22 protein-coding genes are annotated in these 19,951 nt (G+C 71.8%); 10 read left to right on the top strand and 12 right to left on the bottom strand.

Features of this window, described 5'->3' with window-relative positions; all coding sequences use genetic code 11:
* Window positions 1–134 precede the first annotated feature (134 nt).
* Window positions 135–497 carry a hypothetical protein gene (locus ACIQK6_RS24740; RefSeq protein WP_329099401.1) on the bottom strand — a complete coding sequence of 121 codons (363 nt, stop codon included), beginning with the start codon at window positions 495–497 and terminating at the stop codon, window positions 135–137.
* Window positions 498–661: 164 nt separating this feature from the next.
* On the opposite strand from ACIQK6_RS24740, the gene ACIQK6_RS24735 reads away from it, so the two are divergent.
* From ACIQK6_RS24735 to ACIQK6_RS24725, 3 genes are all read left to right on the top strand, one after another.
* The gene (locus ACIQK6_RS24735) at window positions 662–946 is read left to right on the top strand and encodes a hypothetical protein (RefSeq protein ID WP_244290766.1); all 285 of its coding nucleotides are present in this window, start codon (window positions 662–664) and stop codon (window positions 944–946) included.
* 134 nt (window positions 947–1,080) lie between these two features.
* Complete coding sequence (locus ACIQK6_RS24730) at window positions 1,081–2,346, top strand: Ig-like domain-containing protein (RefSeq protein WP_329099400.1); 1,266 nt, start codon at window positions 1,081–1,083, stop codon at window positions 2,344–2,346.
* A gap of 143 nt (window positions 2,347–2,489) precedes the next feature.
* Window positions 2,490–3,449 carry a GNAT family N-acetyltransferase gene (locus ACIQK6_RS24725; protein WP_329099399.1) on the top strand — a complete coding sequence of 320 codons (960 nt, stop codon included), beginning with the start codon at window positions 2,490–2,492 and terminating at the stop codon, window positions 3,447–3,449.
* Window positions 3,450–3,509: 60 nt separating this feature from the next.
* Here the strand turns inward: ACIQK6_RS24725 and ACIQK6_RS24720 are convergent, their stop codons facing one another.
* Window positions 3,510–4,433, bottom strand: coding sequence for a helix-turn-helix transcriptional regulator (locus ACIQK6_RS24720; RefSeq protein WP_402695466.1), 924 nt, complete (start codon window positions 4,431–4,433; stop codon window positions 3,510–3,512).
* Between the two features lie 164 nt (window positions 4,434–4,597).
* Between ACIQK6_RS24720 and ACIQK6_RS24715 the strand changes: the two genes are divergently transcribed.
* The gene (locus ACIQK6_RS24715; protein ID WP_402695465.1) at window positions 4,598–5,689 is read left to right on the top strand and encodes an NAD(P)-dependent alcohol dehydrogenase; all 1,092 of its coding nucleotides are present in this window, start codon (window positions 4,598–4,600) and stop codon (window positions 5,687–5,689) included.
* 66 nt (window positions 5,690–5,755) lie between these two features.
* Here ACIQK6_RS24715 and ACIQK6_RS24710 read toward each other — a convergent pair whose 3' ends face one another.
* The 5 genes from ACIQK6_RS24710 to ACIQK6_RS24690 form a co-directional block, all read right to left on the bottom strand.
* Window positions 5,756–6,355 (bottom strand): hypothetical protein, encoded by a 600-nt coding sequence (locus ACIQK6_RS24710; protein ID WP_329099396.1) that lies wholly within the window; start codon window positions 6,353–6,355, stop codon window positions 5,756–5,758.
* Window positions 6,352–7,020: a peptide-methionine (S)-S-oxide reductase MsrA gene (gene msrA, locus ACIQK6_RS24705; protein ID WP_030011412.1), complete on the bottom strand. Its 669-nt coding sequence runs from the start codon at window positions 7,018–7,020 to the stop codon at window positions 6,352–6,354. Before msrA ends, ACIQK6_RS24710 begins: the two co-directional genes overlap by 4 nt.
* Window positions 7,021–7,093: 73 nt before the next feature.
* Complete coding sequence (locus ACIQK6_RS24700) at window positions 7,094–8,254, bottom strand: hypothetical protein (protein ID WP_329099395.1); 1,161 nt, start codon at window positions 8,252–8,254, stop codon at window positions 7,094–7,096.
* Window positions 8,251–9,828: a M48 family metallopeptidase gene (locus ACIQK6_RS24695; protein ID WP_402695464.1), complete on the bottom strand. Its 1,578-nt coding sequence runs from the start codon at window positions 9,826–9,828 to the stop codon at window positions 8,251–8,253. Before ACIQK6_RS24695 ends, ACIQK6_RS24700 begins: the two co-directional genes overlap by 4 nt.
* A gap of 204 nt (window positions 9,829–10,032) precedes the next feature.
* Window positions 10,033–11,139, bottom strand: coding sequence for a hypothetical protein (locus ACIQK6_RS24690; protein ID WP_329099393.1), 1,107 nt, complete (start codon window positions 11,137–11,139; stop codon window positions 10,033–10,035).
* A 74-nt stretch (window positions 11,140–11,213) separates the two neighbouring features.
* On the opposite strand from ACIQK6_RS24690, the gene ACIQK6_RS24685 reads away from it, so the two are divergent.
* Window positions 11,214–12,371 (top strand): cystathionine gamma-synthase, encoded by a 1,158-nt coding sequence (locus ACIQK6_RS24685; protein ID WP_189733055.1) that lies wholly within the window; start codon window positions 11,214–11,216, stop codon window positions 12,369–12,371.
* A 328-nt stretch (window positions 12,372–12,699) separates the two neighbouring features.
* On the opposite strand, the gene ACIQK6_RS24680 is transcribed toward ACIQK6_RS24685, so the two are convergent.
* Genes ACIQK6_RS24680 through ACIQK6_RS24670 form a run of 3 tightly spaced genes read right to left on the bottom strand, consistent with a single transcriptional unit; the run spans window position 12,700 to window position 13,958 of the window.
* Window positions 12,700–12,954, bottom strand: coding sequence for a hypothetical protein (locus ACIQK6_RS24680; protein ID WP_402695463.1), 255 nt, complete (start codon window positions 12,952–12,954; stop codon window positions 12,700–12,702).
* A complete protein-coding gene (locus ACIQK6_RS24675; RefSeq protein ID WP_329099391.1) occupies window positions 12,951–13,379 on the bottom strand; it encodes a sigma factor-like helix-turn-helix DNA-binding protein in 429 nt (142 codons plus the stop codon). The genes ACIQK6_RS24680 and ACIQK6_RS24675 overlap by 4 nt, the downstream gene beginning before the upstream one ends.
* A gap of 57 nt (window positions 13,380–13,436) precedes the next feature.
* A complete protein-coding gene (locus ACIQK6_RS24670; protein ID WP_030009956.1) occupies window positions 13,437–13,958 on the bottom strand; it encodes a MarR family winged helix-turn-helix transcriptional regulator in 522 nt (173 codons plus the stop codon).
* A gap of 173 nt (window positions 13,959–14,131) precedes the next feature.
* Here ACIQK6_RS24670 and ilvA point away from each other — a divergent pair, with 173 nt between their 5' ends.
* From ilvA to ACIQK6_RS24655, 3 genes are all read left to right on the top strand, one after another.
* Window positions 14,132–15,364, top strand: a complete 1,233-nt coding sequence (ilvA, locus tag ACIQK6_RS24665; protein WP_329099390.1) for a threonine ammonia-lyase — start codon at window positions 14,132–14,134, stop codon at window positions 15,362–15,364.
* A gap of 192 nt (window positions 15,365–15,556) precedes the next feature.
* Window positions 15,557–16,591 carry an ATP-binding cassette domain-containing protein gene (locus ACIQK6_RS24660; protein ID WP_329099389.1) on the top strand — a complete coding sequence of 345 codons (1,035 nt, stop codon included), beginning with the start codon at window positions 15,557–15,559 and terminating at the stop codon, window positions 16,589–16,591.
* Window positions 16,588–17,463, top strand: coding sequence for an ABC transporter permease (locus ACIQK6_RS24655; RefSeq protein WP_329099388.1), 876 nt, complete (start codon window positions 16,588–16,590; stop codon window positions 17,461–17,463). The genes ACIQK6_RS24660 and ACIQK6_RS24655 overlap by 4 nt, the downstream gene beginning before the upstream one ends.
* Window positions 17,464–17,602: 139 nt before the next feature.
* Here ACIQK6_RS24655 and greA read toward each other — a convergent pair whose 3' ends face one another.
* Together greA and ACIQK6_RS24645 are read right to left on the bottom strand one after the other, a co-directional pair.
* On the bottom strand, window positions 17,603–18,100 hold the full coding sequence (greA, locus tag ACIQK6_RS24650; RefSeq protein ID WP_329099387.1) for a transcription elongation factor GreA: 498 nt from the start codon (window positions 18,098–18,100) through the stop codon (window positions 17,603–17,605).
* Window positions 18,101–18,269: 169 nt separating this feature from the next.
* Entirely contained in the window at window positions 18,270–18,683 is a 414-nt protein-coding gene (locus ACIQK6_RS24645; protein WP_329099386.1) for a DUF4307 domain-containing protein, read from the bottom strand.
* Window positions 18,684–18,790: 107 nt separating this feature from the next.
* Here ACIQK6_RS24645 and mca point away from each other — a divergent pair, with 107 nt between their 5' ends.
* Window positions 18,791–19,672: a mycothiol conjugate amidase Mca gene (mca, locus tag ACIQK6_RS24640; protein WP_329099385.1), complete on the top strand. Its 882-nt coding sequence runs from the start codon at window positions 18,791–18,793 to the stop codon at window positions 19,670–19,672.
* A gap of 2 nt (window positions 19,673–19,674) precedes the next feature.
* Entirely contained in the window at window positions 19,675–19,926 is a 252-nt protein-coding gene (locus ACIQK6_RS24635) for a hypothetical protein (protein WP_329099384.1), read from the top strand.
* Window positions 19,927–19,951: the final 25 nt, after the last annotated feature.

Genomic DNA, 19,951 nt, shown 5'->3' with positions numbered 1-19,951 from the left:
GGGGGGGGGCCCCCCGGGCGGGGGGGGGGGGGGGGGGGGCGCGGCCCCCCCCCCCGGGGCGGCCCCCCCCCGGGGGGCCCCCCCCCCCCCCGGGCGGGGGGGGCCCCCCCCGGGCGTCCCGCGGCCCTACGGCCCTACGCGGCGTGCGAGCGGCGGACCGAGAAGGCCACGAAGCCGGCCCCGACGCCGAGGAAGAGGGTGCCGCCCAGGAGGTAGGGGGTGGTGTCCACGGACCCGGTGGCGGCGAGCAGGGGCTGTGGGCGCGAGGCCGGGCCGGAGGCCGTTCCCGTGATCGTCCCGGGGGCGTCAGAAGCGGAACCGGAGTCGGTGGAGCCGGTCGGGTCGGTGGCCTCCCGGGCGGCGTTCGCGCCCGCGGGCACGGCGGAACGGGTCTCCTCGACCCCGGCCGAGGTGGCGCCCGCCGAGGGTACGAACCACAGGGCGGCGAGGAGGGTGGTCGCTCCGAGAGCGGTGAGCAGCGGTCGGCGTGCGGACACGGTGCGATCCCCCTTGTGGCAGCAGCGAATTGGCCGTGTGCGGTGATGCTACGGAAAGGGGCGGGTCGTGGGAAAGTCGGGGCTTCCGCGGGCTTACTCTCCGTCGTATGAACTCTTCTGAGACATCACGTTACGTACGACTTCGGGTTGATTTGGTGCTTGAGGTGCCCGACGTCCAGGCACTCACGGGAGCCGCGCTCGCGCACATCAAGGCCGACGAGTTCATGCCGGACGAGGAGCGCGGCCACGCCGAGTCCGCCGTCCGCGAGGACGAGTCGGAGGCCCTCGCCTACCTCGTCGACCCCACTGACCTGGTCGTGGACATCCCCGGGGTGGAGCTCGCCCAGGCCTCTTGGAGCAGTGAGCCCGTCGAATACGACCCCGAGTCCATGGAGTGGGACCTGGACGAGGAAGATGGGGACTTCGACGAGGAACCCGACAACGCCTGACCGTGTGGTGGACCACATCCCAACGGAATGTGGAACCGGCCGGCGCCGTTAACGCGTTGTCATGACCAGGCAGGGGGTGCACCCCCTGCCCGGCCCACCCCGGGGACGGCCAGCCTCCGGGGGATCCGGCAACGATGGAGTGGCGTGTGAGGACGGACAGTATGCGGCGGAACAGGTCCCTGGTGGCCATATCCGCCGTGCTCGGTGGGGTACTGATGCTCACGGCGTGCGGCGGCGGAGACGACGCGAAGCCGAAGGGCTCCGAGGCGAGCAAGGCCGCGGATGTCGACGCGGCGGCCGCCAAGGACACCTCCAAGGCCAAGATAACCATCACGCCGAAGGACGGGGCCACGAACGTCGGCCTCAACGACGCGGCCAACGTGGCCGTCGCCGACGGCACCCTCACCCTGGTCGAGCTGAAGACCAGCGAGGGCACGGCCGTGGCCGGCAAGATCGCGGCCGACGGCAAGAGCTGGAAGCCCGACGCCGCGCTGAAGCGCTCCACCAAGTACGCCCTGGCGGCGACCGCCAAGGACGCGGACGGCCGCGAGGCCCACGAGAACGCCTCCTTCACCACCATCTCCCCGGAGAACAGCTTCGTCGGCTCGTTCATCCCGGACGACGGCCAGACGGTCGGCGTGGGCATGCCGGTCTCGATCACCTTCAACAAGCCGATCCAGGACAAGAAGGCCGTCCAGGCGGCGATCTCGGTCAGCTCCAGCAGCGGCCAGGAAGTCGTCGGCCACTGGTTCAGCGCGCAGCGCCTGGACTTCCGCCCGGAGAAGTACTGGCAGGCGAACTCCACCGTCACCATGAAGCTGGCGCTGGAAGGCGTCCAGGGCGCTCCCGGCGTCCAGGGCGTCCAGAACAAGACCGTCACCTTCAAGATCGGTCGCAGCCAGACCTCCCAGGTCGACGTGAAGACCAAGAAGATGACGGTCACCCGGGACGGCGCGGTCATCAAGACCATCCCGATCTCGGCTGGCTCCCCGGACAACCCGACCTACAACGGTCAGATGGTGATCTCCGAGAAGTTCAAGGAGACCCGGATGGACGGCTCCACCGTCGGCTTCAAGGACAGCGAGGGCAAGGGCGAGTACGACATCAAGGACGTCCCGCACGCCATGCGCCTGTCCCAGTCCGGCACCTTCCTCCACGGCAACTACTGGGGAGCCGACTCGGTCTTCGGCAGCGCGAACACCAGCCACGGCTGCGTCGGCCTCAACGACGTCAAGGGCGCGGGCGACCCGAACCAGCCCGCCGCCTGGTTCTACGACAACTCGCTCATCGGCGACGTGGTCGAGGTGATCAACTCCCCGGACAAGACCATCAAGCCCGAGAACGGCCTCAACGGCTGGAACATGGGCTGGGCGGAGTGGAAGGCCGGCTCGGCCGCCTGACCTCCAGCACGCGCACGAAACACGGACGGCGGGGACCCCTCACGGGATCCCCGCCGTCCGTGTTTCGTGCGCGGCGCCGGGCCGGGGCGACGTGGCCGAAAAGCGCCCCGCGCCGGCCCCGGGGCGCGTCTAGTGTCGGCGACATGATGATCCACTCCCTCGACCTTCCTCCGTCCGACGACGCGATCGACGCCTGGCTGGCGGTGCTGACCGACGCCGCGGCCGCCGATCTGCCGCAGCTGCCCGTACCGTCCCGCAGGGAGGTTGTCGGGCGGCTGTCCGTCAGGCCGGCGCGCGGCCGGCCCGTGCTCTGGACGACGGACGGGGGCGCGGGCGTAGCGGCCCTGGTCCTGTTCACGGACGAGGGCAACACGCACACCGCGTTCCTGGACGTGCTGGCCGTACGGCCGCAGGAGCGGCGCCGGGGCGTGGGCACCGCCCTGTGGGAGCGGGTCCGCGAGGAACTGCTCGCGGACGGCCGGACCTCGGTCGCCACCCTGCTGGATCTGGGGGGACCGGGGCAGGCGTTCGCGGAGTCGCTGGGGTTCGCGAAGGTCCTGCCCATGACCTGGTACGAACAGGAACTCCCCGCCGACCGACCCGCGCAGGTCCCGGCTACCCCCGGATACGAGCTCGTCACGTGGCACGGCCTGGTCCCCGACGCCTGGGCGCCGGCCGCCGCCGCGGCCCACGAGGCGATGGAGGACGCGCCGAGCGGGGACATGGACGAGCGGATCCAGGCCTGGACGGCGCAGCGGCTGCACGCCGTGCAGCAAGTGATCATCGACCGGGGCGGAGAGCTGATCACGGTCGCAGCCGTGACCGGGGCCGGCGAGGTGGCGGCGTACACCGAACTCGTCCTGCCGGACCCCTCCGGCCCGCGCGCCCTCCAGTACGACACGGTGGTCGTCCCCGGCCACCGCGGCCACGGCCTCGGCCGCGCCGTGAAACTGCGCATGGCGGCCGACGCAGCCGCACGTCACCCGGCGCTGCGCCGCATCGCCACGACGGTGGCCGACGCGAACACCCAGATGCGGGCGGTGAACGAGTCCATCGGCTACCGGCGGGGGCGGGAGGCGGGCATCTTCCAGATCAAGCTGTAGCCGGATCCGGGACGCCGCCGACCGCGCCGGTCACCGTGCGGGCGAGCGCCCCACCGGTGGTTACGCCGAGCGCGCGGGCGCCTGCCCGGGGGCCTGCCCGGGGGCCTGTCCGGGCGCCTGCGCGGCCGGCGGCGCGGCCGACGGGGCCGACCACGACGCCAGCAGGCGCAGGGCGTCCGCCGACGGGGAGCCGGGGGCCGCGTGGAAGGTGACCAGCGACTGCGCCGGGTCGTCCGGGAGCCTCAGCGTCTCGAAGGACAGCCGCAGCTCACCCACGAGCGGGTGCCGCAGCACCTTCTCCCCGTGCGTCTTGCCCGCCACCGTGTGCGCCGCCCACAGCCGCCGAAACTCCTCGTTCTTCACCGACAGCTCCCCGACCAGCGCCGACAGCTGCTCGTCGTCCGGGTTCTGGCCGGCGTACATCCGCAGGTTGCTCACCACCTCGCACGCCCGGCACTCCCACTCCCCGTACAGCTCCGCCGTCGCCGGGTCCAGGAACACCAGCCGCACGAGGTTGCGCTCGGCGGCGGGCAGCGCCCCGAAGTCCCCGAAGACCGCGGCGGCCAGCCGGTTCCAGCCGATGACGTCCTGTCGGTGCCCCACCAGGTACGCCGGTACGCCGCACATCGCGTCCATCAGCGTGCGCAGCTCCGGCCGCACTTGCTGCGGGCGCCGGCTGTGGCGGCGCCGGTGCGCCTTCGGCCGCGCCAGGTCCATCAGGTGGGCCCGCTCGCTCCCGTCGAGGCGCAGGGCCCGCGCGAGCGCGTCCAGGACCTCCACCGACACGTTGTGCCCGTCGCGCTGTTCCAGCCGCGTGTAGTACGCGACCGACACACCCGCCAGCTGCGCCAGCTCCTCCCGGCGCAGCCCGGGCACGCGCCGGCGGCGCCCGTGGTCGGGCAGGCCCACGTCCTCGGGGCGCAGCCGCGCACGGCGGGAGCGGAGGAACTCGCCGAGGCAGGCTCGCTGATCAAGCTGGTCCATTCCGCAAGTATCCCCGGGCGGTGCGCCGGGGGGCAGCCGTGAGCCTGACCCCGCCAGGGGTAGGTTCGCCGGTCGTAGGCAGGACAGGGGGATGGCTGTCCGTCGCACGGACCGGCAGCGTGGGGGTTACCGCAGAGGCACGACCCCGTTCGAGGAGCACCCCCATGTCCGTCACCCACGCCACCCAGGGCACGCAGGCCACCCAGGCCACGCAGGGCACGCAGGTCGCCGCGTACGCCGCCCCCGCCGCCAAGGCCCCGCTGGAGCGCACCACCATCACGCGCCGTCCCGTCGGCGAGCACGACGTCCTCATCGACATCAAGTACTCCGGCATCTGCCACTCCGACATCCACCAGGTGCGCGACGGCTGGGGCGAGGGCATCTACCCGATGGTCCCCGGCCACGAGATCGCCGGTGTCGTCTCCGAAGTCGGTGCGGCCGTCACCCGGTTCTCCGTCGGGGACCGGGTGGGCGTCGGCTGCTTCGTCGACTCCTGCCGCACCTGCGCGTACTGCCTGCGCGGCCAGGAGCAGTACTGCGCCGAGGGCATGACCGGCACCTACAACGCCCTCGACCGGGGCGGCGAGCCCACGTACGGCGGCTACTCCACCCACCTCGTCGTCGACGAGAAGTACACCGTCCGCATCCCCGACGGTCTCGCCCTCGACGTCGCCGCCCCGCTGTTGTGCGCCGGCATCACCCTCTACTCCCCGCTCAAGCACTGGCAGGCGGGACCCGGCAAGCAGGTCGCGGTCGTCGGCCTCGGCGGCCTCGGCCACATCGGCGTGAAGATCGCGCACGCGCTCGGCGCGGAGGTCACCGTCCTGTCGCAGACCCTGCGCAAGAAGGAGGACGGCCTGAAGCTGGGCGCCTCCCACTTCTACGCCACCGGCGACGAGGCCACCTTCGAGGAACTGGCCGGCCGCTTCGACCTGATCCTGTCCACCGTCTCCGCGCCGCTCGGCCTGGACGCCTACCTGGGCCTGCTGAAGGTCGACGGCGCGCTGGTGAACGTCGGCGCTCCGGAGGAGCCCGTGGCGCTCAACCTCTTCTCCGTCATCGCCGGCCGCAAGACCCTCGCCGGATCGATGATCGGCGGGATCGCCGAGACCCAGGAGATGCTGGACTTCTGCGCCGAGCACGGACTGGGCGCGGAGATCGAGCTGATCGCCGCCGGGCAGATCAACGAGGCGTACGAGCGGGTGCTGGCGAGCGACGTGCGCTACCGCTTCGTGATCGACGCGTCGACGATCTGACCCCGGGACGGGACGCGGCGGGCGGGGCGGCCGGCGGCCGGCTGGAGTCACCCGTTCCGCGCGGCCTCAGTACCCCTTGGGGTGCGCGGACAGCCAGTCGGAGTGCCGCCCGCGCATCAGGTCCCGCTCCTGCCGCGTGGCGAGGACGACATCGGCGCCGCCGTCGTACGGGTGGTGGATGCGGGTGAGGTCCGGGTCCGTCACGAAGATGCCGGGCAGCGTGTCGTCCGCGACGGCGCGCAGAAGCGGGTCGAGGCAGCCGCGCCGCCAGCGGCGACGGTCGGCGTAGAAGTACCAGCGCGTGTGGAAGGCCGGATCCGGGTCGTCGGCGTCGTCCAGGGTCGTCCACAGCGTGCCCTCCGGGTGGAGGGCAGCGCGGCGTGCCGAGTGGGCCGTCGGCTCGGACGGGTCGGCCCAGTCCGTGGTTACCACGTACGCTTCGCCGCCCGCGAAGAGCTCGTCCAGAACCGTGTTGTACCGGTCCAGGAGCACCGCGTACTCTGCCTCGCCGTCCGGGTAGCGCTTTGACTCCGGCAGGCTGTGGAAACGCACCCACCGGTCGGCGTACACGGTCTTCAGCTCGTGCGGCAGCAGCGGGCCGGGCGGCCTGTGCCGCTGCCACACACGGGTCAACCCAGCGTGCGCGGGGTCGACGGGGGCGCTCACGCCCCGGGGGCCTTCGCCACACCGATCGGGCAGGACACGCCCGTGCCGCCGATGCCGCAGTAGCCGCCCGGGTTCTTGTCCAGGTACTGCTGGTGGTGTGCTTCCGCGGGCCAGAAGGGGCGCTCCGCCGCCGGCAGCACCGCCGTGGTGATCGGTCCGTAGCCCGAGGAGGCCAGGACCTGCTGGTAGGCCGTGCGGGAGGCCTCCGCCGTCGCCTGCTGGTCGGGGGAGTGGGTGTAGACCGCCGAGCGGTACTGGGTGCCGACGTCGTTGCCCTGGCGGAAGCCCTGGGTGGGGTCGTGGGACTCCCAGAACAGCTTCAGTAGCGCCGCGTAGGAGACCTGCGACGGGTCGAAGACCACGCGGACCACCTCGGTGTGGCCGGTCAGACCCGAGCAGACCTCCTCGTAGGTCGGATTCTCGGTGAAGCCGCCCTGGTAGCCGGCCAGCGTGGTCCACACCCCGGGGGTCTGCCAGAACTTGCGCTCCGCACCCCAGAAACAGCCCAGACCGAAGTCGGCGACTTCCAGGTGCGCGGGGTAGGGGCCGGACAGCGGGTTGCCCAGCACGGTGTGCCGGTCGGGCACGGCGAACAGCGGCTCCGCGCGGCCCGTCAGGGCCTCCTCGCGGGTGGGGAGCTCGGGCGTACGGCGGTACGAGAACATGGATTCCCTCCTTGTGGGAGTGACAACGTGCGGAGGGCGGGCCGGGATTCCCCGACCCGCCCTCCGCCCGCCGTTACGGCTCCAGACCCGGCGTGACCACGCGCACCGCCCAGTCCCGGGCGTGCACGTAGCGGGACTTCGGCCAGTAGCGCCAGGGCATCGCCCCGATGTGTCCGTCGATGTGGCGGAACTGCTCGACCGCCTCCGCGTCCCGGTCCTGCCAGAACAGGAACCACGCGAGCGGGTGGCGCAGCCGGATCGACCGCCGGTCGTTCGGATCGGCCGCCGCCAGGTCGACGAGGGCCGCATCGACCGCCGCGAGGACCTCGGGCTCCTTGAAGAAGGTCTCCGGCTTGAGGTCCGACTCGTGCAGCTCCTGCTCGACGAAGGCGATGAGCGGCAGCACGGACAGCAGCTCACCCGGCTCGGCCCCGGCGGCGCACTCGCGGGCGAAGGCGAGCGCCCGCTCGTGCGAGCCGCGCCACTTCTGGCTCCAGTACTGCATGGCGTTCGTGTGGGCCGACAGGTTCTTCGGGTCGCGCTTGATGATCTGCGACCACAGCTGCTGGTACTCCTCGTGCGAGTAGCCCAGGCCCTGGCTGATGGACTGCTCCACCATGTACGGAACCGGGTCCGCGGGGTCCGCCAGCCGCTGGGCCTCCCGCGCCTGCTCCTGCGCCTTGAGCAGCAGCTCGCGGAAGATCCGGAACTGCTCCTGGGTGGTGTGGCTGGCCCGCGCCGAGCCCCGCACGTTCCACGCGACGAGGACGCCCGTGTCCGCGTTCACCAGCGCTGCGGACGGGTCCGACGGCCTGGCCGCGCGCCAGGCCAGCAGCCAGGCGTCGTCCTCGGCAGCCAGCTCGGACAGGGGGCGCATGCGCTGCCAGCGCTCCTCCCAGTCCTGCCCGGCCGCCTCCAGATAGGCCGCGGCCGCTTCCCAGTCGCCGCCCTTGACCGCCGCGACGGCGGCGGTCTCCTCGGGCGACACGGGCCACGCGTTGTCCGTGTCGAGCTCGTCCTCCGGCACGAAGCCCAGCGCGACGACCGCTGCGGCCTGCTCGGCCTTCCGCTTCGCCTTGATGGAGGACGTTTCGGCGTTCGTGGCCTCGGTCCGGCCCTCGATGACGGCGATCTCGGCCTCCAGCCGCTTCGCCTTGCGGATGAAGTAGACGCCGCGCAGGACCTTGAACGCGCCGAACAGCAGCACGGCGCCCAGGATGTAGAGGCCGATCACGGGGCAAGCACCAGCTTTCGCAGGGGTTCGGTGTCGGGCAGGTCGGCGACGGCCGCGTCCAGGGCGGCGCCCAGGCGGTCCTGGAAGCCGTCGGCCGGGTAGCTCAGCGAGGCCGACTCGGACCAGGACAGCTGCCAGCGGGCGGCGCCGCGCGCCGTCAGCTCGACGGTGACCAGCTGGTTCAGCGTGCGCCGGACCACCGGGCGGGCGAACTCGCGGGCCGTGCGGCCGGTGGCGGCCTGCGCCTCCTCGGACTTCGGGAACCGGTCGGCGATGCGCCAGCGCACCGCCGGGTCGGCGTCGAACGCGTCGAGCACGGCATCGAGCCCGGGGCCGGCGCCCTCGGCGGCGAAGGCCTCGCGGATGTCCTCCGCGCCCTCACCGACGTACTTGGTCATGGACTCGTGGACGAGGTCCGCCCAGTCGACCCGCTTGAGCGCGAGCGCCTCCGGGCTGAGGACGGCCGGCTCCAGCGCGGCCAGCGCCGCGTCGGCGTCGGCCAGCAGCTCCAGGGCCGGCCGGGTGGCCTGACCGCCGCGGCCGTCGTCGGGCAGGGCCTCGATGCGGGCCACGCGCTCGGCGAGCGCGGGGTGGGAGTCGTAGGGGGAGGCGGGCTCGGTCGACAGTTCCTCGCGCAGCTCGTCCAGGTCGGCCGAGCGCGCCGCCAGGAGCCGGCGCAGGCCGCCGAAGACCTCGCCCGGCTGGGGCAGCAGGCCGGCATTGACGCCGAGGGTGGCGTAGGAGCCCATGTAGAAGTTGTGCGCCGAGCCGAGGGCGTTCAGCTCGCGGAGCGCGGACGCGGCGGAGTCGCGGCCGGCGACCCGGACCGAGGCGAGGTCGGCGGCGAGTTCCTGGCGGCGGGAGGTGGAAAGGGTGGCGCGCATGTAGAAGTTGCCGTACGCGATGTAGATCTTGGCCATGGCGCGGTACATCGCACCCTCGCCCGTGGTGTCGACGCCCTTGGCCTTCTTGCCCTTGGCGATCCGCTTCTCGTCCTTGCGCTCCTGCTTGGCGCGCTCCTTGGCCACCTTCTTGTCGGCACGGTCGTGGAAGTAGCCGATGGTGCGGATCAGCTGGCCGCGGCCACGGGCGATCAGCGGGGTCAGGCGCGTGTCGAAGTTGGCGTAGTGGCCCATCTCGTGGGCGAGCACCGCGCGCAGCTGCATCTCGTCCAGGCCCGTCATCAACGGCAGGCCGACGTAGAGGCGGCGGGTGCCGGGCCGCAGGCCCAGCAGCTTGGCGTCCTCCTCGACGGCCGCGTTCACCTCGTCGATCAGCACGATCTCGTCGGGAGCGCGGGTGCCGACCTGCTGCGCGATGTCGCGTACGACCGCCCACAGTTCGGGCTCCTGCGCCTCGCTGACCGTGATGCCGGCCAGGGGCTCGTCCTTCGGGGTGCGCAGCATGAACAGGCCGCGCACGATCGGGACGGCGAGGACGACGGAGACCAGCAGCAGCTTGAACACGATCGGGCCGTGCAGCGTGGTGACGACGGCGTAGTCGATGCCGCCGAGGGCGGCCAACAGGAACACGCCGAGCAGGTAGAAGCCTGCGAGCAGGACGAGAGCGCGCAAGGCGCGCAGTGAAGCGCCCATATGGACAGATCCCCCCACGGGATGAAGATGGTGCTGAAGCAGGTGGCACAGGTGGCAGGGCAGAAGGCCGCCACCGCCGCATCATGCGGCCTGTGATTACTTACGGCAACTTTATTGGCCGAAGCTTCGGTCCATCCCGTGGGGCGGGGGCCGCGGCGGGGCACTCCGCGACCCACCCGTACGCTACTGCGCCAGCGTCGCCGGCGACCCGCCGTTGGCCTCGTACCCCGCCACCGCCAACGCCCGGTGCACCGCGTACGCGGCGGCCGGGTTCGGCGCCTGCGTCCACGGCAGCGCGCCCACGTAACCGTCCACGTGCCGCACCTGCTGCATGGCCTCCGCCCACCGCTCCATGCAGACCAGGAACATCAGCAGCATGTGCCGCACGTGCGCCACCATCGGGTCGTCCTGCCGCGCCGTGTGCACCGCGTACAGCGCGCCCTCCACCGCCCGCGTGACGACCGCGCCCCGGAAGAAGCTCGGGCTCAGCACGATGTCCGGCTGGTTCTCGTGTAGCGCGAACAGCGGCAGGGCCGCCAGCAGCGATCCCTGCGGGGCCCGCGCCGCGGCCGCGTGCGCGAAGGCGTCGGCCTGCTCCCGCGAGCCGTGCCACTGCGCACCCCAGTAGTGCAGCGCCGCGAGATGGGCGCCCATGTGGCCCGGGGCCCGGTCCATGACCTTCGCCCACAGCTCGTCGAACTCCGCCTCCGGGTACGCAAGTCCGCGCGCGATCGCCAGCTCCGTGATGTACGGGACCGGGTCCTCAGGGGCCAGCAGCGCGGCCTTGCGGCACGCTTCCCGGGCCTCCTCCAGGATGATCCGGTGGTCCTCCGAGCCGACCCCGCCCGAGTGCCGCCACGCCTGCTGCACCAGCAGTTCCGCGTGCACCTGCGCGCCGCCCGGGTCCTCATCGGCCTCCAGCCGCCACGCCTTCAGCCACTGTGCGCCCGTCCCGGGCTGCGCCATCAGTTCCAGGGCCGCGGCCCCGCCGAGGGCCTGCACGCGCTGCCAGCGCCGCTCGCCCTCCCGCGGGGTCCCGGCGAGCAGCTGCGAGGCCGCCTGCCATCCGCCGGTGCGGCGCACGTTGTCGAGGGCGGCCATCAGGTCCTGGTCGGGCCCGGGGAGGCGGACGTCCAGCTCTTCCTCCCGGTCGAATCCGTAGTTCGCCGGGTCGGCGGCGTCGGGGCTGGTCGGCGAGACCAGGCGAATGGCACCGCGCCGGCGCCGTATGTACGGACTGAGCACGAGCATGATCAAGAGCATCCCGAACACCACCCACAAAATCTCCATGCTTCCAGCGAACCAGACCGAGGGGGGAGCAGGCCAATAGGGGGCCCGGTACCGGGCGGGCATAGCATCGGACCATGAGCGACGACAGCCACGAGCACCAGAGCTTCGAGACCCGCGCGATCCACGCGGGCAATACGGCGGACCCGCTGACCGGCGCGGTCGTGCCCCCGATTTACCAGGTTTCCACCTACAAGCAGGACGGCGTCGGAGGGCTCCGCGGCGGCTACGAGTACAGCCGCAGCGCCAACCCGACCCGGACCGCGCTGGAGGAGAACCTCGCGGCCCTGGAGGGCGGCCGCCGCGGTCTCGCCTTCGCGTCCGGACTCGCCGCCGAGGACTGCCTGCTGCGTACGCTGCTCGCCCCGGGCGACCACGTGGTCATCCCGAACGACGCGTACGGTGGAACGTTCCGCCTCTTCGCGAAGGTCGTCTCCCGCTGGGGCGTGGAGTGGTCGGTGGCCGACACCTCCGACCCCGAGTCGGTACGGGCGGCCCTCACCCCGAAGACGAAGGTCATCTGGGTCGAGACCCCCTCCAACCCGCTGCTCGGCATCACCGACATCGCCGTGGTCGCCGACATCGCGCGCTCGGCCGGCGCCAAGCTGGTCGTGGACAACACCTTCGCCTCGCCGTACCTCCAGCAGCCCCTGGCGCTGGGCGCGGACGTCGTCGTGCACTCGCTGACCAAGTACATGGGCGGGCACTCCGACGTGGTCGGCGGCGCGCTGGTCGCCGCGGACGCGGCGCTGGGCGAGGAGCTGGCCTACCACCAGAACGCGATGGGCGCGGTGGCCGGGCCGTTCGACTCCTGGGTCGTGCTGCGGGGCATCAAGACCCTGGCCGTGCGCATGGACCGGCACGCGGAGAACGCGGGCAAGATCGTCGAGCTGCTCAAGCGCCACCCGAAGGTCACCAAGGTCCTCTACCCGGGCCTGCCCGAGCACCCGGGTCACGAGGTCGCGGCCAAGCAGATGCGCAACTTCGGCGGCATGATCTCCTTCCAGGTCGCCGGTGGCGAGGAAGAGGCGGTCGCGGTCTGCGGCCGCACCAAGATCTTCACCCTGGCCGAGTCCCTGGGCGGCGTCGAGTCCCTGATCGAGCACCCGGGCCGCATGACGCACGCGTCGGTGGCCGGCTCGGCCCTGGAGGTCCCGGCGGACCTGATCCGCCTGTCGGTCGGCATCGAGAACGCCGATGACCTCGTGGCGGACCTGACCCAGGCCCTGGGCTAGTCCTGCCCCCCCGCCGGGCCCCACCGGGGCCCGGCGCCCCCTCCCGGCTCCTGACGGGCCCACCCCAGCCTCGCCGGGGGGTGGGGGGGGGGGGGGGGGGGGGGGCCCGGGGCGCGGGGGGCGGGGGGGGGGGGGGGGGGGGGGGGGGCGCGGCCCCCCCCCCCCCCCCCCCCCCCCCCCCCCCCCCGGCGAGGCTGGGGTGGGCTCGGCGGAGCAGGGAAGGGGCCGGTGGGGCTGGGGTGGGCTCGGCGGAGCAGGGAAGGGGCCGGTGGGGCTGGGGTGGGCTCGGCGGAGCCGGAATCGCTCGGCGCCGCCGGGTGGGGTGGGGTTACCAGCCTTGGAGGGGTGGGGAGACTCCGCTCGGCGGGGTGAGCCAGGGGCGGGTCAGGGAGGCCCACACCACGAAGACCACCGCGGCAGCGAAGAGCACGGCCCAGCCGAACCGCCGCAGCGCCCGCCGCCGGCGCAGCAGCCGGTCGCCCCGGGCCGCGGCACCCGCCGCGAGCCCCGCCGGCACCGGCGGGTACGGGCCCTCCAGGAGCCTTTTGACCTGGGCTTCCTTCCGGTCCGGGAGTCCGCTCACGCCGCCTCCCGGTTCCTCAGCGCGTCCACGGCCCGGTTGCACAGCACCCGTACCCGCTCCACCGGCATCCCGAGCTGCGCCGCCGTGACCTCCTCCGCGACCCCTTCGTAGAGCCGCAGGACGAGTACGAGCCGCTCCGGTGGGCTCAGCACCGCCAGCACCCCGGCCCCTGCGCCACCGTGATGGCGCCAGCCGGTCCGGGCGAAGGCCGTGCACAGGTCCTGGCGGGTGAAGTCGTACGGGTCGTCCCCGCGCAGGCGCCGCCAGTTCGCATACGTGCGGGCCAGCGCGCCCGCCAACAGCCGCCGGGCCGACTCCGGTTCACCGGTCAGCAGGACCGCGACATGCAGGAGACGCCCGGCCGCACCCGCGACGAAGGCCTCGAACTCCGCGTAGGAGCCCGCCTGTTGATCAACCGCCCGCATAGTCCACATAGTGCGGGCAGCGGGGCCGCTCAGGTCAAGAGGCCGGACCGACTCCGCTCAGGAGGCGGGACCGGCTTCGGCCACGGCCGCCATCAGTTCCGACAGCGACAGGTTGAAGCGCGTCAGCAGACCGGTGAAGGACTCCCGCTCGCCCTCGCTCCAGCCCTCCGTCACCCGCGCCATCAGCTCGCGCCGCGAGGAGCGGACCTCCTCCAACCGGGCCAGCCCCCGCGGGGACAGCGCGAGCACCACGGCCCGCCCGTCCTCGGGGTGCGAGGTCCGCTTGACCAGACCGCTGTCGACCAGCGGCGCGACCTGTCGGGTCACCGTGGAGGAGTCGATCCCCATACCGCCGGCGAGCGCCTTCACGCCCATCGGGCCCTCCAGGTCGAGCCGGTTCAGCAGCAGGTAGGCGGCGCGGTCCATCGAGTTGCGGGCCTGGCCCACACCGCCCAGACGGGTCTGCTCGGCACGGCGGGCGAAGACCGCCACCTGGTGCTGGAGCGCGTCGAGGAGACCGGCTCCGGCGGGCGCGTCCGGCGCCGCGGGCAGATCGGAATTGGCCGGGGTGGAAGGCATGGCCGTGGGCTCTCTTCGCGTGGGTCCGACAAGGATGGGGGACAGAGTACGCGGCCGTGCGGCGGCTCGTACGCCTCGTACGAGAACTGGTACGGCCGGTTCGGGCTCCCGCCCCGCAGGTGTCCCGGATGGCGAGATATCGCCCCTCCCGTGCGCCCTGCGAGACTGGCGGCATGAACTACCGCGTGCCCCAGCCCGTCCCCCAGGTCATCCTCGACGACGTCCGGGGGGCCCAGAAGATGCTGTCCGGCGTCTCGCGGGTCACCGCCATGGAGGGCAGCCGGCACCTCTCCGCACTCACCGGCTCCCCGGTCCACCTCAAGTGCGAGAACCTCCAGCGCACCGGCTCCTTCAAGCTCCGCGGCGCCTACGTGCGCATCGCCGGCCTGCGCCCGGAGCAGCGGGCCGCCGGTGTCGTCGCCGCGAGCGCGGGCAACCACGCGCAGGGCGTGGCGCTGGCCTCCTCCCTCCTCGGGGTCCGCTCGACCGTGTTCATGCCGGTCGGGGCGCCGCTGCCGAAGGTGGCCGCGACCCAGGAGTACGGCGCCGACGTGCGCCTGCATGGGCAGGTCGTCGACGAGACCTTCCTGGCCGCCCAGGAGTACGCGGACCGCACCGGCGCGGTGTTCATCCACCCCTTCGACCACCGCGACATCATCGCGGGCCAGGGCACGGTCGGCCTGGAGATCCTGGAGCAGTGCCCGGAGGTGCGGACCATCCTCGTCGGGATCGGCGGCGGCGGACTCGCGGCCGGTGTCGCGGTCGCCGTGAAGGCACTGCGGCCGGACGTGCGGGTCATCGGGGTGCAGGCGGCGGGCGCGGCCGCCTACCCGCCCTCGCTCAAGGCCGGACATCCGATCTCGATCGACGAGCCGAACACGATGGCCGACGGGATCAAGGTCGGCCGCCCCGGAGACATCCCCTTCCACATCATCGGCGAGCTCGTCGACGACGTGCGCACGGTCTCCGAGGACGCCCTCTCCAGCGCCCTGCTGCTCTGCCTGGAGCGGGCCAAGCTGGTGGTCGAACCGGCCGGGTGCAGCACGGTCGCGGCCCTGCTCAGCGAGCCCGAACTGTACGGCGGCGGCCCGGTGGTGGCCGTCCTGTCCGGCGGCAACGTCGATCCCCTGCTGCTCCAGCGGATCCTGCGGCACGGCATGGCGGCGGCGGGCCGCTACCTCTCCCTGCGGTTGCGCGTGGCCGACCGGCCGGGCGCCCTGGCCGGGCTCCTGGCGGTGTTGTCAGTGGTGGATGCGAACGTGTTGGACGTGAGCCACGTGCGGACGGACCCGCGGCTGGGGCTCACGGAGGTGGAGGTGGAGCTGCAGCTGGAGACGAAGGGCCCGGAGCACTGCGCCGAAGTCGCGCGTTCCCTGCACGCCGCGGGATACAAGGTGATGAGCTAGGGAGGCATCCCTGGCCGTCCGCGGTCGTGCTGCGGCCGTCCGCGGTCGTGCCTTTGCCGCGCGCCCTGCCGTATCCGACCGCCCGGACATCCCCCGTTCGGCCGAGCAGGACCTGCTCGGCACTCATAGGATTTGCGTAGAAATGCCCTGAATATCCTGATTCTACTGGCCCGATCCACTGGGAGAATCCCTATGCCAGGCGCTATCTACGCCGAAGGTCTGGTCAAGACCTTCGGCGATGTACGGGCTCTCGACGGCGTGGACCTCGACGTTCCCGAAGGCACCGTCCTGGGTCTGCTCGGCCCGAACGGTGCGGGCAAGACCACGACCGTACGCGTCCTGACCACCCTCCTGCGGCCCGACAGCGGCAAGGCCGTCGTCGCCGGCATGGACGTGCTCAGCCACCCCAACGAAGTCCGCCGCGCCATCGGCCTCTCCGGCCAGTTCGCGGCCGTCGACGAGTACCTGACCGGCCGCGAGAACCTCCAGATGGTCGGCCAGCTCTACCAGATGAAGGCCAGGGCGGCCAAAGCCCGGGCCACCGAACTCCTCGAACGCTTCAACCTCTCCGACGCCGCGGACCGCACGGCCAAGACGTACTCCGGCGGCATGCGCAGGCGCCTGGACCTCGCGGCCGCCCTCGTCGTCAGCCCGCCCGTGATGTTCATGGACGAGCCGACCACCGGGCTCGACCCCCGGAACCGCCAGCAGCTGTGGGGCATCATCCAGGAACTGGTCGCCGGCGGCACCACCCTGCTCCTCACCACCCAGTACCTGGAGGAGGCCGACCACCTCGCGCACGACATCTGCGTGGTCGACCACGGCAAGGTCATCGCCCGCGGCACCTCCGACCAGCTCAAGGCCCGTACCGGCGGCGAGCGAGTGGAGGTCGTCGTCCACGAGCGGCAGCACATCGCCACCGCGCGCGAAGTGCTCGCCGGCTTCGGCAAGGGCGAGACCACGGTCGAGGAGCACACCCGCAAGCTGACCGTGCCCGTGTCCGGCGGCGCCAAGCTGCTCGCCGAGGTCATCCGCGAACTCGACGGCCGGGGCATCGAGATCGACGACATAGGCCTGCGCCGCCCCACCCTCGACGACGTGTTCATCTCCCTGACCGGGCACGCCGCCGAACGGGACGCTGAGGAGAACGGCGACGAGAGCGGCGCCGCGCCGGCCGGTCCCGGTACCAAGGGCCGCAAGGCGGCCCGCAAGGAGGCGGCGAAGTGACCCTCACCTCCCCGACCCCGGGCGCTTCCCCGCACCGCGAACTCGCGGCGCCCCGTCCGCGCGGCGGCGTCGTCCAGAGCGTGAACGACTCCCTCGTGATCGCCAAGCGCAACCTGATCCGGATGTCCCGGATCCCCGAGATGATCATCTTCGGCGTGATCCAGCCGGTGATGTTCGTCGTCCTGTTCAGCTACGTCTTCGGCGGCTCGATCAGCGTCGGCGGCAGCACCTCACCCGCCGCCTACCGCGAGTTCCTGATGGCGGGCATCTTCGCCCAGACCGTCACCTTCGCCACCGCCGGCGCGGGCGCGGGCATCGCGGACGACATGCACAAGGGCCTGATCGACCGCTTCCGCTCGCTGCCCATGGCGCGCGGCGCGGTCCTCACCGGCCGCACCCTCGCAGACCTCGTCCAGACCACGTTCACCCTGATCATCCTGGCGATCGTGGCCCTCCTCGTCGGCTGGCGCACCCACACCAGCCTCGGCGAGGTCCTCGCCGGCTTCGGCCTGCTGCTCCTGCTCGGCTACGCCTTCTCCTGGATCGGCGCCCTGATCGGTCTGTCGGTGCGCACCCCCGAGGCGGCCACGTCGGGCGGGCTGATCTGGCTCTTCCCCTTGACGTTCATCTCGAACGCCTTCGTTCCGGCCGAGAACATGCCGCCGTTCCTGCGCACCATCGCGGAGTGGAACCCGTTCAGCGCCACCGTGCAGGCGGCCCGCGAGCTCTTCGGGAACCTTCCGGAGGGCTATCCGGTCCCGGACGCCTGGCCGATGCAGCACCCGATCACGGCGTCCATCCTCTGGTCGGTGCTGATCGTCGTGGTCTTCCGGTCCCTGTCGGTGCGCAAGTACCGCTCGGCGACCGCGTAGGACCCGTACGGACGCCGGACGCCGGGCACGCCGGGCGCGTCGGGCGCCCGTACCGACAACAACGCGCGATGCCCGGCCGGAAGGGTCCGGCCGGGCATCGCGCGTCGTCGATCAGGAAGAAATCGGTGACCTAGGGTGATCAGCCGGTGAAGGGCTTGACGTCCAGGATCTTGACCGAGGCCTTCTTGCCGTTCGGCAGTTCGTATTCGGCGTTCTCGCCGATCGCCTTGCCCAGTACGCCGCTGCCCAGCGGGGACTGGGGGGAGTACGTCTGGAAGTCCGAGGACGCGTACTCGCGCGAGGCGAGCAGGAACTCCATGGTGTCGTCCTCGTCGCCGTCGAAGGCGATCTTGACGAGCGTGCCGGGGGCCACCACGCCGTCCGACGCGGGCGCAGTGCCGACCTTGGCGTTCTCCAGGAGCTGCGTGAGCTGGCGGACCCGGAGCTCCTGCTTGCCCTGCTCCTCCTTCGCCGCGTGGTAACCACCGTTCTCGCGCAGGTCGCCCTCCTCGCGGGCGGCTGCGATCTTCGTGGCGATCTCTGTGCGGGCGGGACCAGAGAGGTAGTCCAGCTCCGCCTTCAGCTGGTCGTACGCCGCCTGGGTCAGCCAGGTGACGCTTTCGCTCGTCTGGGTCACGGGTGCTCCTCGTCGGTACAGGGGACTACTGGCCGCCAGCGGCGGACGAAACCACGAGCCTAACAATTCGGGAAGAAAAGGGGGAGGACCCCAGAGGCTCATTGCCTCGTGGGACGCGACTTCAATCCTCTTTCGGACCTCTACGGACCACTACGGACCGTTACGGACCTCAGTGGGCGGAAGGCGCCGGCTGGCAGCCGACCAGCTCGATCATCGTCGCCCGGCTCGTGGTCTTCAGGGTGACGATCTCGTCCACCCGCGACCGGTCCTGAGCGAAGGTGAAGTCCGCGCGCCCCACCTCGGCGTGCGCCTCGTCCTGGGAGCTCAGGGAGCAGACCCCGGTGACCGAGGCTTCCTTGCGGACCTCCAGGTGCACCTTCACCTCGGTGTCCGAAATCACCTGGAATTTAATCACTTCGGCGCTCACGCTCTGTCCCGCGACGTAGTCCCAGCCGATCCAGCCGATCACGCCCAGCATCGCCGCACCCAGCAGCGATCCGATGATCTTGAGCTTCCGGTCCGCACGCTCGTCCGCCGACCGGCCGTACCGGCCCTCGGGCAGTCCCTCGCGCACCGCGCTCATGATCGTTCCTCTCGCCGGGGACGGCTGGGTCACCCCTGGAATTTTCCGCCCCCCGGTTCGGTCACTATAGGAGCTGAGTGTCGCGCCGAATCGCAGAGGATCCTGTTTTGACCGAGCAGCTTCGACTGATGGCCGTCCACGCCCACCCCGACGACGAGTCGAGCAAGGGCGCGGCCACCATGGCCAAGTACGTGTCCGAGGGGATTCCCGTGCTGGTCGTCACCTGCACCGGTGGCGAGCGCGGCTCGGTCCTGAACCCCAAGCTCCAGGGCGACAAGTACATCGAGGAGAACATCCACGAGGTCCGCGCCAAGGAAATGGACGAGGCGCGCGACATCCTCGGCATCGAGCAGGAATGGCTCGGCTACGTGGACTCCGGCCTGCCCGAGGGCGACCCGCTGCCCCCGCTGCCCGAGGGCTGCTTCGCGCTCGCGGACGTCCACGAGGCCGCCGGCGAGCTGGTGAAGAAGATCCGCGCCTTCAAGCCGCAGGTCATCACGACCTACGACGAGAACGGGGGCTACCCGCACCCCGACCACATCATGACCCACACGATCTCCATGCTGGCCTTCGAGAGCGCGGCCGACACCGAGAAGTACCCGGAGAACGAGTACGGCCAGGCCTACCAGCCGCAGAAGCTCTACTACAACCAGGGCTTCAACAAGCCGCGCACCATCGCCCTCCACGAGGCGCTGCTCGCGCGCGGCCTGGAGTCCCCCTACGGGGAGTGGCTGGAGCGGTGGAAGGAGTTCGAGCGCAAGGAGCGGACCCTGACCACCCACGTGCCCTGCGCCGACTTCTTCGAGATCCGTGACAAGGCGCTCATCGCGCACGCCACCCAGATCGACCCGGACGGCGGTTGGTTCCGCGTCCCGATGGACATCCAGAAGGAGGTCTGGCCCACCGAGGAGTACGAGCTTGCGAAGTCGCTCGTCGACACTTCCCTCCCCGAGTCCGACCTCTTCGCGGGCATCCGGGAGAATGCGTAGCTATGAGCGCTACGCAGGCAGCACTGACCCAGCTCCTTCCGCTGGCGGGTGACACCTTCGACAAGAACAAGGTGACGCCCGGCCTCCTCGGCTTCATCGTGTTCGCGGCCCTCGCCGTCGGCGTGTGGGCCCTGATGAAGTCCATGAACCGGCACATGGGCCGGGTGAACTTCGAGGAAGCCCCGGAGCCGGCCGCCCCGGCCGCCCCGGCCGCCCCGGCCGCCTCCGGCACGGACGGCACGCGGGCCCCGTAGGGCCGGGCGGAACCGTCGTGCGTCC

Origin of the sequence: Streptomyces sp. NPDC091682, assembly GCF_044756625.1 — a bacterium.
In the GTDB taxonomy this organism is placed as follows: domain Bacteria; phylum Actinomycetota; class Actinomycetes; order Streptomycetales; family Streptomycetaceae; genus Streptomyces.
This window is presented reverse-complemented; position numbering and strand designations above follow the sequence as displayed.